Source organism: Clostridium sp. ZBS2 (assembly GCF_023845855.1).
GTDB classification, from domain to species: domain Bacteria; phylum Bacillota; class Clostridia; order Clostridiales; family Clostridiaceae; genus Clostridium; species Clostridium aquiflavi.
In genome coordinates this window covers 87,806-102,773 of sequence record NZ_JAMQIF010000027.1, presented here as the reverse complement: position 1 = coordinate 102,773, position 14,968 = coordinate 87,806, and the positions used below count along the sequence as shown (strand labels likewise).

The following is a 14,968-nucleotide window of genomic DNA, read 5'->3' as shown; positions in this document are numbered from 1 at the left end:
ACAGAATTTTGTTGTAACCTTTATTTTTAGTGCCAATAGTTGTTATTTGCAATCATATTGAATAAGTTTTTCTTTATATAAATCACAAAAATCTAAAAATTCATCTGTAAGAGGACTTCCACCTACTTCATGAAAATTTGGATCAGTCATTAAATTTTTAGCATATTCTTTCATTTTATCTATGAATGGAAGAAAGGCAGTTGTATTATTGGGGGTAAAATCTGGTACATCTATGCCATCATCTTTCATCGCATCTTTTATTATGGCATATAAAAAGGAATTATCACCAAATTCTCCTTGATTAGCCTCTTTGAAAGCATCATGAGCTTTTTTGGTGTTAATAATATCAAAATTAGTTTCATTAATTTCAATTGAATCAGTAATAGCATTAACAGTACTTTTATTATCTGAAGCATATAAATCATTTTTATAAAAATCAGAATTAATTATATTTTTGTAGTTTAAATTATTATTTATTTCCATAATAATCTCCTTTAATACAAAGTAATTTATAAATATATAATCGAAAAGGAAATAAAAAAACTTAATAGTAATAAATAAACATTGATTGGGGTTTATAATATACATTTAGAAAACATTAATTATGAGTAGTGATGTAGTTTGAGACGGATTAATTATAGAAAGTTTATTTAAACGTTCATAATGATTAAGAAAAGGTTACAACAGGATTTTGTTGTAACCTTTATTTTTAGTGTCAATACTTATTATTTGCAATCATATTGAATAAGCTTTTCTTTAAATAAATCACAGAATTCGGAAAAGCAATCAGGTAAGAAGTTAGGGTTAGTTAAACTTAAATCTTTAGCATACTGTTTTATTTTATCTATAAAGGGCAAGAAATTACGATTATTAGTTCCATCAGGAATGAAAGAAGGAACATCAATTCCTTCATTTTCTATAACGCAAAGTAATGTATTATAATATAAACTCATATCTGAACCATTTCCACCTAAAGTTTCCACATATCCAAATTCAGAACAAGCATCTTTAAACGCATCATAGGCTTTTTTAGTATTAATTACATTTTCACTTTTCTCATTTATTTCTATATTATCACTAGATGCTAAATTTTTACTATTAGTTTCATTTGGAATTCTATTTAATATTGTTTGTTTAACAAGATCATTGTCAGTTATATTAAGTTTTTTATGATAATTATTATTATAAATTTTGTACATAAAAATTCTCCTTTTGTGATTAAATCATAATTATATATTCGTACAAAAAACATATAAATTTACATTTATGTAATATTTAAATAATTAGCAGAGATAAAATGAAAAAATCGACTGCATATTTTTTTGTATTAGTAGTATGTATGTATGTATGTATGTAATGTAGTTAATATTTCTAAAAATATTAAAAATAATATAAATTATTAAACTATATTACTATTAAAGATAAAATAATTAAAGCAAACCTTATTTTTAACTACACACTGGTCAGACCAGTGCGTAGCTAATATTATTTTTTATTTACATTAAATTACTTAATTATAATACCTAAAATGGTAATTGACCATTTAATACTAAGCAATTACTATAAGTATGTAAATAAATGTTTTGGCTAGCCTTTGCAAAATTGCTTATAGGAGATTAAATATGGAAAAGTTATTTTTGAAGAAATTTTTAGAATGTATATTCTCAGACACATTTGAAGTACAGTTTTGGGATGGAACCACTAAAAAATTTGGTGAAGGAGATATAAAGTTCAAAATAATAATAAATGAACGTTTACCAAAAAGTAATATTTTAAAAGATCCTTTCTTAACTTTTGGTGAAGCATATATGAATAATATTATAGATTTCAAAGGAAATATTCAAGAAATTATAGAATCTGCTTATAAGAATAAAAATAGTTTTTTAAATAAGTCATCATTATTTGAAAAATTATATAAAGTTAAGCCAAATTCTATAAAAAATAGTAAAGAAGACATAAAATATCATTATGATTTAGGTAATGATTTTTATAAATTATGGTTAGACAAAACCATGAGTTATTCTTGTGCTTATTTTAAATCTTCTAAAGATTCCCTATATGAAGCACAATTAAATAAGGTTGATCATATATTAAGAAAATTAAATTTACATCCAGGAGAGAAATTATTAGATATAGGTTGTGGTTGGGGAGAACTTATAATAACTGCTGCAAAAAAATATGGTGTTAAGGCGCTTGGAATAACTTTAAGTGAAGAACAATTTTCCAAAGTAAATGAAAGAATAAAAGAAAATAATCTTGAAAATCAAGTAGAAGTTAGATTGATGGATTATAGAGAATTATTAAAAACAGGTGAAAAATTTAATAGGATTTGTAGTGTAGGTATGCTAGAGCATGTTGGTAGAAAAAACATACCTGTTTATATGGAAACTATAAATAATTTATTAGAAGAAAACGGGGTATCTTTACTTCACTGTATAACTGATCAAACTGAAGGCGAAGCAAATCAATGGATAAAAAAATACATATTTCCAGGAGGATACATACCATCAATTAGAGAGCTAGTTTATAATATGGCAGAAGAAGATTTACATTTAGTAGATTTAGAAAGTTTAAGATTACATTATGGTAAAACATTAGAATGTTGGGCTAAAAGTTTTGAAGATAATTTAGATAAAATTAAGGAAATGGGATTTGATGATAAATTTATTAGAATGTGGAGATTATATTTAAATTCTTGTGCAGCTTCATTTAATTATGGAGTAATAGATTTACATCAATTTTTATTTACAAAAGGATTAAATAATGAATTACCAATGACAAGAAAATATTTATATACCGAATAACTTAGAAAAATATTAATATCTTAAAATTATATTTTAGATATTAATATTTTTATATTTAAGAATACTATATGTTTGGTCCGTGGTTTTCTGAAAAGCTTTGAGTTAAACTATACCAATCTCGGAGATGTGAGTTCAGAAGAATATAAAGAACAAAGGGGAATTATTACGGAGAAAGCAATAGAAAAGTCTAATTAGTTTAAAATTATGTTTTTAAATTGATAATTGTACTTTTAATATAATGAATATTGAAAGAGTTGCATCAAAACAATTTTGATACACATTGGTAAATGAAAAAAAGGAATTCAATCTAAATAAGAATTGAATTCCTTTTTTATGCATATTAATATTATTTCCATAAATTGATGCAAAATATAATGCATAAATTAAGAAACAACTAAAAATGAGTTCTTTCGAAATGATTTGAAAATCATTTCGAAAGAACTGCATACTTTTTTTTATTAGTAATATGTATGTAATGTAGTTAATATTTCTAAAAAATATTAAAAATAATATAAATTATTAATAAGTAATGCTTTATGATGATTTTTATATATTAATAAATAAGACATATTGAGTAATTGAACTTAGTGATTCTAAAATGAGTATGGTTCAGTTTTATTAGCGTGTTCTAAATATAAAACAATAGCTTATTAATATAAAAATTTAAGGAGTTGAAGGTATGTCAGATAAAAATTATGAATTGGGCACTGAAGAGAGACAAGGTTGGATGGATAATTACTTTTTTAGACCTAGAGGAATTGGATTTACTGAAAATGGCACTGTACCTTTAGATAGTGCAGAAATGAGTGCTTATAATATTGCTAAGTCATGCTATCAAATATATCCTGAAGTTTTTAATTTAAATTATATTTCAGAAGTAACTAAAGTAGAGAAAGAAGAAATAAAAAAGAGAATTAGAAGAATGTATGATGAGCATTTGATTATGTTTGTTATGAATCCAGCTACTCAAGTTTATGGTTGGGGGCTTTATTATTGGGTAGTTAAACTAAAAGAAGGCACTACTAAGGAACAAAAAGCAGTTCTTTCTAAATGGTTCCAAGACAAAGATGACATATGTACAGGTTATGAAACAGATGGTGAATTTGACTTCTTTAATGGAAATCATATGAGAGTTTTGGATAATTTATTAAGTGATGTAATAGCTCCATGGAAAGAAAATGAATATGTTGACTACGTACATTTATGTCCTATAAGAAGAGATGTAAGAGAATCAAATGTGAATATGTGGGATGTTAAAGGTGATGGGTATAGAAAACATGTATGGGGAAAAGATCAGATAAAAAAATTATTTGAAGTTCAAGATAAAATAGATGAAATAGATTTTGCAATAATAGATGCTATAAATAGTACAGAATCAATTGGTGATATGTTAGATTATGATGTTTTAGCACAGTTATCAGGATTAGATAGTGAAACTATGAAAAAAGATTTAATTAAAATAGTTGATGAGAAAAGAATAATACTTCCAATGATTTATTTAAATTTTAGAGCTTTAGGTTTAAGCATGAAGATGTACTTGATAAGATTATTCCAAATAATACCTAGTGCTAGAAAGGCTGAAATTGTTGATGAATTATCAGAAATACCAGAATTAAATAATGTATTAGAATTTAGCGATTCTTTATATGACATAATGGTTACTGCTTATAATGAATTAACTGATTTAGATAAAATAAGAGATATATTAGATGGTTATGGAGAGATTGAAGAAATTAAGGAAGCTGATACTAAAAGGCAATATAGAAGATGGGTATGTCGTTTAGATGATGAAAATGGATATTGGGAAGAATGTGTATTTACAGATGATTTCCTTCAAGATAGAACACAGTATAATACAGTAAGATGCTGTAATAGTGTAAGGGAGGGAAAATAAATGAAGGTTGAATTTGCTCGTGATTATGTAGTTAATAACTTAAAGTATGCGTTGAATCCTAAATCAATAGCTGTTGTAGGTGCTAGTAGATATGATACTAAAGTTGGATATAAGGTAATTCAAGGACTAAATAATTGGGGATATAAAGGCAAAATATATCCAGTAAATCCTAGAGCTGATTATGTATGTAACTTAAAAGCTTATAAGAGAGTAATTGATATTCCAGATGAAATAGATTTAGTTTTTATAGCAGTTCCAGCCCATATTGTAAAAATTATACTTAAACAATGTGTTGAGAAGAAAGTTAAAATAGTTGTTATAGCAACTAGTGCATTTAAGGAAATTGGAAGAGGGGAGCTTCAAAATGAATTAACTCAATATTGTAGAGATAATGAACTTCCATTGATAGGTCCAAATCTTGTTGGAATGGGAAGTCCTTATTTGAATTTTAATTGTGGATTCATACCTTACTTACCAATCAAGGGGCCAGTGGCTATGATTTCACAATCAGGTGCTAACCTTTTAGCAGCGCTTGGAACCTCTCAAAGTGACCACTTTGGAATGAGCTTCTTTGTTGGTCTTGGTAATAAAGCTGATGTAGATTTTTGTGAATTTATAAGTTATGCAGGAATAGATGAAAATACTAAATGTTTATCAGTATATATTGAAGGATTAGATAGTCCAGAAGCATTTATAGATGTATGTAAGAAGTTTAATCATAAAAAACCAATAGTTACAATAAAAGTTGGTGGATCTAAGATAGGAGTTAAAGCAGCTTTTGCACATACTGCATCTGAAAACGAAGGAACTGATGATGCATATTATGATAAAATATTTGAAGAAGCAGGCGCAATAAGGGCAACAACATGGCAAGAATTTTTAGATATGTCTTTAGCACTTGGAAGTCAACCTTCATTAAAAGGTGAAAACGTTGTTATGATAACTAATGGGGGAGGATCAGGATTATTAAGTTGTGACCACTTTGAAAGATGTGGGATGCCACTTAAAGAATTAAAGGAAATATCACCAGGGCTTGGAGAAAGAATTAAAGCTTATATGCCTATGTTTGGATCACCATTAAATCCAGTAGATATTTCAGGAACAGCATCTCCAATACAATATAAAGGTGCATTTACACAAGCTATGAGGGATCCAAATGTTCATGGTGTTTTAGGCTCAATTTGTCCAACAGCAGTAACAGATGTTGATGCCGTAGTTGATATTGTAATAGAACTTCATGAGACATATAAGCATTTAAATAAACCATTTATTATGGAATGTCAAGGTGGAGAAGAATGTCATAGAGCAATAATGAAATTAAGAGATCATGGAATACCAGCATATACAACAGCAGAACAATCAGTAAATGCTATGTTGGCATTATGGAAATATGGAAAAATTAAAGGGGATATTTAATTTAGGCTCTGTTTTTGTAGAGTGTTAATATATGCATAAGCAAAGTGAACTGAGCAATTGAACTTAGGAATNNGAATACTAAAATGAGTATAGGCCCATATTAATAAATGAAGTTGAAAGAATAATTTTAGTTAGAAATAGTAAAATTATTGTTAGATAAGAAATAGTAGTTTCATGTGAGGCTACTATTTTTTTGATTTATAATATATTTTATGAACTTTTAGGTATATTCATTAAAATACATAATTGTATATATTTTTTTTAAAATGGAATATTAAAAATGAGGTGATTTTATGAAATCGGTATGGAGTGAAAGTTGTAAATTTAGAAGAAGAGAAGTTTTAAATAAAAATATAAAAACTGATATTTTAATTATTGGAGCAGGAATATCAGGAATATTAACAGCATATATGTTAAAGCAAAATGGTAAAGATGTAGTTTTAATTGATGCAGATGAAATAGCAAGCGGAAATACAAAAAATACTACTGCAAAGATAACATCTCAACATGATTTAATTTACCATAAATTAATATCTGAATTTGGAGAAGAAAATGCTAGGCAATACGCAATGGCAAATGAATTTGCTATAAAAAAGTATAAAGAAATTATCGAAGAAAGAAAAATAGAATGTGACTTTGAAGAGAAGCCAGCATATGTATATTCTCTAAATGAAATAGATAATCTTAAAGAAGAAGTAGAAGCGTCTAACAGGTTAGGGATTAACTCAGAGTTTGTAGAAAAAGCTAATATTCCTTTTGAGATTAAAGGAGCTATTAAATTTAATAATCAGGCACAGTTTAATCCACTTAAATTTTTAAAAAATATTTCAAATGATTTAATTATCTATGAAAATACTAGGGCATTGGAAATTAAAGAAAATTTGGTAATTACAAATAGAGGAAATATAACTGCAAATAATATAGTGGTAGCAACACATTATCCAATAATAAATGTACCTGGATATTATTTTATGAAAATGCATCAAGAAAGATCCTATGTTATAGCATTAGAAAATGTGAATGATATTGATGGTATGTACATAGATGTTGATAAAGGTGGATATTCTTTTAGAACATATAAAGGCTTACTATTATTAGGAGGTATAAAACAGAGAACAGGAGAAAATGAAAATGGTGGAAGCTATGATGAGTTAAGAAAAGTTGCAAAAGAATTATACCCAAATTCAAAAGAAAAGTATCATTGGTCAGCTCAAGATTGTATGACTGTGGATGGAATACCTTACATAGGCAAATATTCTGATGAAACCCCTAATATATATGTTGCCACAGGATTTAATAAATGGGGAATGACAAGTTCTATGGTGTCAGCTATGATAATATCAGATATGATATTAGGAAAAGAAAATGATTTTTCAGAAATATTTTCTCCCAAAAGATTTGATTTATCATTATCAATAAATAATATTGCTAAAGATATAAGCGAAACAGCTAAGAACTTTATTGCACAAAAAATATATATTCCAAGCAGCACTATAGAACATATTAAAAATGGGCATGCTGGAATTGTTGAATATAATGGAGATAAGGTCGGAGTTTACAAAAATAATGAAGGAAAAGAATTTATTGTATCAACAAAATGTGCTCACTTAGGATGCCAACTTCATTGGAATGCAGATGAATTAACATGGGATTGTCCATGTCATGGATCAAGATTTGATTATAAAGGACGATTATTAGGAAGTCCTGCAACTAAAGGACTTGTAGATGATTAAATAAGCATAATCATAAGTTAGCATAGTATAAAAAATAGCATAGAGACTTGAAATTGAAAAATTGTTAATTATGTTGTAAATGGGAAAGTATAAGAATGATTAAAATATTTAGTTAATATTATTTTTATTGTGAAAAAACAACATTATGATATTATTTTTATTGCGGAAAAAACAATATTATGATATTGTTTTATTATGTTTTTTAACAATATGACAAATATAAGGGGGCAAAATGAAAAGATTAATAGAGAAATGGAATAATATAAGTTTAGTTAAAAGAATAATATTAGGTCTAATATTAGGAATAATAATTGCATTAACAATTCCAAATTTAGGGGCGCCAATATCAATATTGGGATCATTATTTGTAGGTGCATTAAAGGCAATAGCTCCATTATTAGTATTTTTCTTAGTAATGGCTGCACTTTCTCAGTATAAAGAAGGTAAAAAGACTAATATGAAGTCAGTTATATTATTATATCTTTTAGGAACACTTTCAGCAGGAGTAGTTGGAGTTATTGGTAGTTTTCTATTCCCTGTTAAATTAGTTCTTACAACAAGTGTAGAAAACTTAACACCACCAAGTGGAGTAGGAGAAGTATTAAATAATTTATTAATGAGTATAGTATCTAATCCAGTTAATGCACTTTCTAATGCTAATTATATAGGAATATTATTTTGGGCAGTAATTTTAGGTCTTGCTCTAAAAAATGCTAATGAAGGTTCTAAGGAAGTTATAGTAAATATTTCAGATGCTATATCACAAGTAGTAAGATGGATAATTAATTTAGCTCCATTTGGAATAATGGGACTTGTATTTGATAGCATATCTAAGCAAGGGATAGAATCATTACTTAAATACGGACAATTGATATTAGTATTAGTTGGATGTATGGCATTTTTTGCTTTAGTGATAAACCCAATAATAACTTTTATAGCAATACGTAAAAATCCATATCCCCTTGTTATTAAATGCTTAAAAGATAGTGGGATTACAGCATTTTTCACTCGTAGTTCAGCGGCTAATATACCTGTAAATATGAAATTATGTAAGGAGCTTGGACTAAACGAAGATACATATTCAATTTCTATACCGCTTGGAGCAACTATAAATATGGGAGGCGCTGCTATAACTATATCAGTATTAGCACTTGCTGCAACTAATACTCTAGGTATAACAGTAGATATTGGAACTACTATAATACTTACTTTATTATCAGCTGTCAGTGCATGTGGAACTTCAGGAGTAGCAGGAGGATCATTATTATTAGTACCACTTGCTTGTAGTTTATTTGGTATTCCAAATGATATTGCTATGCAGGTAGTTGGTGTTGGATTTATAATTGGAGTTATACAAGATTCTTGTGAAACTGCACTTAATTCTTCAACAGATGTACTTTACACTGCAGTAGCTGACTTTGTACAAAAACATAAGTTAAAATCATAATAATAGTTTAGTCAACTAATAAAAGTTTATTTTAGTAGAACTCTTACTTGTATTAAATATACAGGTGAGAGTTTTTTATGTTAGGTTATTATAAATAGTTTAATAATTTTATATGCCTGACATCAACAATGAAACCAACCACGATGAACTGCCCCCTGTCTACTTGACAGGGGCAGTTCACAATACTAATGCAAGTGTTGTCGTTGGTTATTTTAGTCTAGCTTATATTTTTTATTATTTATAATGAGATATATCGCCATACAATAATATTTTAGATATCCCATCATCAATACATATCTTGGAAAGACTAGCTGGTTCTATATCTGAATTATTACCAATATCACATATATTTTGATTCTTAAAATATGACATGATAACTTTTAAAGTAATTCGATGTGTTACAATGGCCACATTTTTACCTTGATTTAAATTAATAATATTTTCAATTGTAGGTATAACTCTATTTTTTAATTTTTCATAGGATTCACCTTCCCCAGTTGGAACATATAGTATAGGGTTATTCCAAAAGTCACTCCAAGGTTGAGAATATTTATTAATGATATCTATCTGTTTCATGCCCTCCCATTCGCCCATATGAATTTCTCTCAGTTCCTTTTTTGTATGAATAGGGATATTTCGATTACCTTTGATAATTTTAGCTGTATCATAAGCACGTTTGCTTTCACTAGAGTATATTAAATCGATTTTTTCTTTAACAAGTCTATCATGTAATTTTTGGGCTTGAGTCATACCGAGTTTTGTTAGAGGAGAATCTCTATGTCCTTGCATTCGTGTTTCTAGATTCCACTCTGTTTGACCATGTCTAATAAAATATATAATAGTTTGTCCCATATTTTCCTCCTAAATATTTATTATAAGTAATGCCGACAATAATTTATAATAAGAGTATAACGGGAAAATACTTATATGTATAATATATGTTATTATATGATTCATAAATAAAATGTATGAATGGAGACAAAATATGAATTTACATGGATTAAGATTATTTTATACAGTGGCTAAAACAGGAAGCGTAACAGTTGCATCGGAGCAACTAAAAATTAGTCAACCAGCAATTACATCACAGATCAAAAAATTTGAAAAAGAAAATGAGATAACATTATTTTTGCCGCAAGGTAGAGGTATTTGTTTAAGTGAAATAGGTGAGCAATTGGCAAAAGAAGCCGGCTTGATTTTTAAAATAGAAGATAGAATAGAGACATTAATAAAAAATTATAAACAAGGGAAAAATGGTACTTTGAAAATAACAGGTAATTATCTTTCAACTAATTTTTTGATACCTATGTGGGTAGCCAGTTTAAAACAAGAAAATGAAGATATAAATATTGAAATTAACACTATGAATACTGAAGATGCTATTAATTATCTTATTTCATATCAGGTAGATGTGGCAATTTTAGGAGGTGGCGCAATGAAGTATATAGATAAAATTAATGTTACCAAAATAAAGGATGATGATTTATGGTTTGTAGCTTCTCCTAATCACAAATATGCCAATAAAAAAGTTAGTTTAGCTGATATTATGTTGGAACCATTTATAATGAGGGAAAAAGGAAGCCATGCAAGAGTACTTTTGGAATCTCTTTGCTATACCTATGGTATTGGACTACCTAAAATAGCAATTGAATTTAATGGATTGCATGAAACACTTATGGCTTCTACATCTGGTTATGGCGTGAGTTTTTGTTCTTCAATAGCAGTTAAAGAATTTGTTAATATGGGAAAATTATCAAGAATTTATGTAGATCATATCAATCTTAAAAATGAAATTGTTATTTGTGTACGTAAGAATGAAGAAATCTCATCTTTAGTTAAGAATTTTATGTCTATTATTAAAGCAGATTCTTTATCGGATTAAGGGCTATAATGCTGATATGAATTATAAAGCGTAAGGGATTATTTATGGATTTGGAGTTGCTTTTATTTCTGATTATTGGTGGAATAATGATGAAAAAAGGTCACTTATAAAGATAGAACTTAAGGATTCTTTTTGCAATAGAATAATTGGATTGTCTAATAAATAAAAGGTTGTCCAAAATTAAAATTTTAGACAACTTTTTTCTAATATCAAAATTAACATGATATTAGTATATCCATGATATTCCAAAACTTCTAGCGCCCGTATGTACACTTATTACAGGTGACAATTCCTCAATCAATATTGTATGTTTAGGATATATTTCTAATACTTTTTCTTTTAATTTTAATGCAGAATCGTAACCATCTGCATGAGCAATAATAATTTTTGAATTCAAAGTTAAATTTTCATTTTTTATTAATTCAATTAAATTATTATATACTTTATTCATGGTTCTTACTTTGTTTTTTAATACTATTTTACCTTCTTCAAAAGATAAGATTGGCTTTATATTTAGTAACTTCCCAAAAGATGCAGCAGACAAAGATATTCTTCCAGTTCTGTGTAAATGAGATAAATTATCTACAACTAAATAAATTTTTGAATTTGCTCTTATATACTCCAGGTTTTTAAAAATATCTTCAATAGAACTTCCATTTTTAATTAATTCTAACGTTGTGATTGTCATCTGTTTTTGAATAGTTGATGTATAAAGAGAATCAAAAACAATTATTTTATCATTTGAAATTTGATTTTTAGCTACTATTCCAGTTTGAAATGTACCACTTAATTTAGAACTAATTGTAATATATATAATGTAATCATATTTATCTACTATTTCTTCAAAAAGTTTAAAAACATCTCCAATAGAGGGCTGTGAAGTAGTTGGAAGATGGATACATTCATTCATTTTAGAACAGAATTCGCTTGGAGTTATATCTATTCCGTCCTTAAAAGAGTTATCATCAATTATTAGTTGTAGTGGTAGTGAATATAAATTGTTATTATTTTCAAATAATTTTTTATCAATTACAGCAGTACTATCTACAACAACAGCTATTTTATTCATAGAGTTCACCTCACAAAAATGTTATTCATGTTACAAAAGGTACACTTGTAACACTTATGTATTCATCATATAATATTGTAAAGTATGAAGTCAATAATATGTAATAAATGGTACAAATAAGAATGGAGGTTACAAATGAGTCAATTTAAAGAAAAAGTTAATCCTATAACTTTAAGATCAAAAAAATGGATTGTAAATTCATTAATTGAATTAATGGAAAAAAAACCTTATAATCAGATTACTTTAAAAGAAATCGCAGAAAATGTGGATTTAGCAAGGCAAACAATTTATAGAAATTTTGCAACAAAGGAAGCTATATTAGAATATCACGTTGATGGATTGTACAATGAGTTCATAAAAATAATTTCAGCTAAAAAGGAAGTAACATTAAATGATTTACTTATTACATATTTTGAATATTGGTATAAAAATAAAGAGTTTTTAAAAAAGCTAATAGATAATAATGTATATTTAATATTGCTTGATTTACATTTAAAATATTTAAATTCAATGGCAACAAATGAAGAATTAAAAAAATTAACTTTTGTATCAGAAAATAGTTATTTTAATCATTTTACAGCAGGGGGATTATGGTTTGTACTAAAAAGATGGATTGAGGATGATGCAGAAAAAACTCCTAAAGAAATGACAAATATTATTTTGAATTTTTATCATATTAAAGGATTAAATACAGAAAGTATGAAAGAAAAATGAACTTTTAAGGAAAGAAGTGGTATAGTGAGCGCAGTATTAATAAAAGCAGGAGTATTTATATTAATTATAGTTCTAGGATATTTATTAAAAAGAATAGGATTTTTTAAATTAAGTGATTTTAAAGTTGTATCAAAAATAGTACTTAATATTACACTGCCTTGTGCAGTTATAAGCAATTTCAATAAACTTGAAATGGACATGACACTTTTATTTTTGGTTATAATTGGAATAATATGTAATTTTATTATGATAGGGACAGGCTATTTAGTTGCTTGGAGAAATGATAATAATGAAAAAGCATTTAATATGATAAATTTTTCAGGATACAATATAGGATGTTTTGCAATGCCATATGTACAGAATTTTTTAGGACCTATTGGGGTAGTAGCTACATGTTTATTTGATGCAGGTAACTCACTCCTTTGTACTGGTGGAACATATAGTATGGCATCAGCAGTTGCAAAAACTGATGGAAAAACTACTGTGAAGAAATTTATAAAAAATATATTTTCTTCAATACCTTTAAATACATATATTATTATGCTTATAATATCATCATTTAATATATTACTTCCAAAATCAATTATAATGTTTAGTGATACAGTAGGAGCAGCAAATGGATTTTTAGCAATGCTTATGATTGGGATTGGATTAGAATTAAATCTTAATAAAAATCAGCTTGGAAAAATTTTAAGAAATCTTATTATTAGGTTTGGAATATCAGGAATAATTGCATTTGTATTTCTAAATTTTTTACCATTTTCATTAGAGGTACGTCAAGTATTAGCACTTATAGTATTTGCACCGATTTCAGCAATTTCAATTGCATTCACTGAAAAATGTAAGGGTGATATTGGACTTGCTAGTGCTATGAATTCATGTTCTATTATTTTAAGTATCATAGTCATGACAACAATGCTTTTAGTTTTACATATTTAAATAAAACTTCAAGTTCTATTGACATTCATCTATTTACTTAGGCAACTGAGGTTACTAATATTTCTATTTAACATATTCACAACAGCTTATTTTAAATGTTAAAATATAAGTAATATATTTAAGGATGTGTTGGAATGAATATGCAAAGATATGATCAAGACAACCCAAAGCTTGTTAATTCTATAGTATGTGCTATAGATATATTAGGTTTTTCGCAAATGATAGTAAATTCGTGTAAGGATGGATATGGTAACAAATTGCTTAAAGAAATTAGTTACCTTATAAATAAGAACAAACAATGTATAATTCCTAATAAGTATAGTCAAGGTAAAATAAAGATATATACTGATAATATGATTGTTGGGTATCCTATAAAAGATGATGGAGAAGAAGAGTTAGATGAAATATTAGACAATGTATCAGAATATCAATTCAACTTATCTTTAGAGGGCCTTTTTGTTAGAGGCGGTGTAAGTGTAGGTGAGTTTTATATAAATGAAGATATTGTGTTTGGACCAGCTCTTTTAGATGCTCATAATACAGAAAGTGAATTGGCTTGCTATCCAAGAATTGTATTAGATTATAAAACAGTCAATAGATTGCAAAAGTATATTAATTATTATGATGTTGCTCCACAGCAGAATAAAATACTTATTGATAGTGATGGCCAATGGTTTTTAAATTATTTGAACACTATATTTAAATATTATACAGAATGCAATAATGAATATGAGTTTGAAAAAGTGCAAATAGAGTTACTTCTTAGGCATAAATTAAAAATTGAAGAAATGTTAGAATTACATAAAAAAGATATAATAGTATGGGATAAATATGTATGGACTGCTAATTATCATAATTATTTCTGTGATTTGAATTTCCCAAATGAAAAACAACTGAAAATATCAAGGAAGACGTTACTTTCATGGCCTAGACAAATTTCTAATAATGATGTTTAATATTCAAATTAATCACATATAAATATCATTTTTAAATTTGTAGCATAAAAGATAAGTATATAGTAATTAAAGCAAAATTTATTAATGAAAAACCTAATCTTGTGTAAGATATAT

13 protein-coding genes are annotated in these 14,968 nt (G+C 27.0%); 9 read left to right on the top strand and 4 right to left on the bottom strand.

Annotated features, from left to right (window positions below):
- Nucleotides 1-42: 42 nt before the first annotated feature.
- Entirely contained in the window at nt 43-483 is a 441-nt protein-coding gene (locus NG918_RS14805) for a hypothetical protein (protein WP_252226808.1), read from the bottom strand.
- 242 nt (nt 484-725) lie between these two features.
- Complete coding sequence (locus NG918_RS14800) at nt 726-1,199, bottom strand: hypothetical protein (RefSeq protein ID WP_252226806.1); 474 nt, start codon at nt 1,197-1,199, stop codon at nt 726-728.
- Between the two features lie 423 nt (nt 1,200-1,622).
- Here NG918_RS14800 and NG918_RS14795 point away from each other — a divergent pair, with 423 nt between their 5' ends.
- The 5 genes from NG918_RS14795 (at nt 1,623) to sstT (ending at nt 9,294) form a co-directional block, all read left to right on the top strand.
- Nucleotides 1,623-2,804, top strand: coding sequence for an SAM-dependent methyltransferase (locus tag NG918_RS14795; RefSeq protein ID WP_252226805.1), 1,182 nt, complete (start codon nt 1,623-1,625; stop codon nt 2,802-2,804).
- 679 nt (nt 2,805-3,483) lie between these two features.
- Nucleotides 3,484-4,698 carry an AsnC family transcriptional regulator gene (locus tag NG918_RS14790; RefSeq protein WP_012423588.1) on the top strand — a complete coding sequence of 405 codons (1,215 nt, stop codon included), beginning with the start codon at nt 3,484-3,486 and terminating at the stop codon, nt 4,696-4,698.
- Nucleotides 4,699-6,114 (top strand): acetate--CoA ligase family protein, encoded by a 1,416-nt coding sequence (locus NG918_RS14785; RefSeq protein WP_252226804.1) that lies wholly within the window; start codon nt 4,699-4,701, stop codon nt 6,112-6,114.
- A gap of 293 nt (nt 6,115-6,407) precedes the next feature.
- A complete protein-coding gene (locus NG918_RS14780) occupies nt 6,408-7,847 on the top strand; it encodes an FAD-dependent oxidoreductase (protein WP_252226801.1) in 1,440 nt (479 codons plus the stop codon).
- Between the two features lie 232 nt (nt 7,848-8,079).
- Nucleotides 8,080-9,294 (top strand): serine/threonine transporter SstT, encoded by a 1,215-nt coding sequence (gene sstT / locus NG918_RS14775; protein WP_252226799.1) that lies wholly within the window; start codon nt 8,080-8,082, stop codon nt 9,292-9,294.
- 234 nt (nt 9,295-9,528) lie between these two features.
- Here the strand turns inward: sstT and NG918_RS14770 are convergent, their stop codons facing one another.
- The gene (locus NG918_RS14770) at nt 9,529-10,146 is read right to left on the bottom strand and encodes a histidine phosphatase family protein (protein ID WP_252226797.1); all 618 of its coding nucleotides are present in this window, start codon (nt 10,144-10,146) and stop codon (nt 9,529-9,531) included.
- 133 nt (nt 10,147-10,279) lie between these two features.
- Here NG918_RS14770 and NG918_RS14765 point away from each other — a divergent pair, with 133 nt between their 5' ends.
- Nucleotides 10,280-11,176 (top strand): LysR family transcriptional regulator, encoded by an 897-nt coding sequence (locus tag NG918_RS14765; protein ID WP_252213041.1) that lies wholly within the window; start codon nt 10,280-10,282, stop codon nt 11,174-11,176.
- 226 nt (nt 11,177-11,402) lie between these two features.
- On the opposite strand, the gene NG918_RS14760 is transcribed toward NG918_RS14765, so the two are convergent.
- Nucleotides 11,403-12,245, bottom strand: a complete 843-nt coding sequence (locus tag NG918_RS14760) for a DegV family protein (RefSeq protein ID WP_252226795.1) — start codon at nt 12,243-12,245, stop codon at nt 11,403-11,405.
- A 135-nt stretch (nt 12,246-12,380) separates the two neighbouring features.
- On the opposite strand from NG918_RS14760, the gene NG918_RS14755 reads away from it, so the two are divergent.
- From NG918_RS14755 to NG918_RS14745, 3 genes are all read left to right on the top strand, one after another.
- A complete protein-coding gene (locus NG918_RS14755; protein WP_252213039.1) occupies nt 12,381-12,959 on the top strand; it encodes a TetR/AcrR family transcriptional regulator in 579 nt (192 codons plus the stop codon).
- 24 nt (nt 12,960-12,983) lie between these two features.
- A complete protein-coding gene (locus tag NG918_RS17120) occupies nt 12,984-13,898 on the top strand; it encodes an AEC family transporter (RefSeq protein ID WP_252213038.1) in 915 nt (304 codons plus the stop codon).
- 134 nt (nt 13,899-14,032) lie between these two features.
- A complete protein-coding gene (locus NG918_RS14745; protein WP_252213037.1) occupies nt 14,033-14,854 on the top strand; it encodes a hypothetical protein in 822 nt (273 codons plus the stop codon).
- Nucleotides 14,855-14,968: the final 114 nt, after the last annotated feature.

Excerpts from the sequence above, each read along its gene's own strand:
- NG918_RS14805 (WP_252226808.1), bottom strand. The coding sequence starts at position 483 with ATGGAAATAAATAATAATTTAAACTACAAAAATATAATTAATTCTGAT.
- NG918_RS14800 (WP_252226806.1), bottom strand. The coding sequence starts at position 1,199 with ATGTACAAAATTTATAATAATAATTATCATAAAAAACTTAATATAACT.
- NG918_RS14795 (WP_252226805.1), top strand. The coding sequence starts at position 1,623 with ATGGAAAAGTTATTTTTGAAGAAATTTTTAGAATGTATATTCTCAGAC.
- NG918_RS14790 (WP_012423588.1), top strand. The coding sequence starts at position 3,484 with ATGTCAGATAAAAATTATGAATTGGGCACTGAAGAGAGACAAGGTTGG.
- NG918_RS14785 (WP_252226804.1), top strand. The coding sequence starts at position 4,699 with ATGAAGGTTGAATTTGCTCGTGATTATGTAGTTAATAACTTAAAGTAT.
- NG918_RS14780 (WP_252226801.1), top strand. The coding sequence starts at position 6,408 with ATGAAATCGGTATGGAGTGAAAGTTGTAAATTTAGAAGAAGAGAAGTT.
- sstT (WP_252226799.1), top strand. The coding sequence starts at position 8,080 with ATGAAAAGATTAATAGAGAAATGGAATAATATAAGTTTAGTTAAAAGA.
- NG918_RS14770 (WP_252226797.1), bottom strand. The coding sequence starts at position 10,146 with ATGGGACAAACTATTATATATTTTATTAGACATGGTCAAACAGAGTGG.
- NG918_RS14765 (WP_252213041.1), top strand. The coding sequence starts at position 10,280 with ATGAATTTACATGGATTAAGATTATTTTATACAGTGGCTAAAACAGGA.
- NG918_RS14760 (WP_252226795.1), bottom strand. The coding sequence starts at position 12,245 with ATGAATAAAATAGCTGTTGTTGTAGATAGTACTGCTGTAATTGATAAA.
- NG918_RS14755 (WP_252213039.1), top strand. The coding sequence starts at position 12,381 with ATGAGTCAATTTAAAGAAAAAGTTAATCCTATAACTTTAAGATCAAAA.
- NG918_RS14745 (WP_252213037.1), top strand. The coding sequence starts at position 14,033 with ATGAATATGCAAAGATATGATCAAGACAACCCAAAGCTTGTTAATTCT.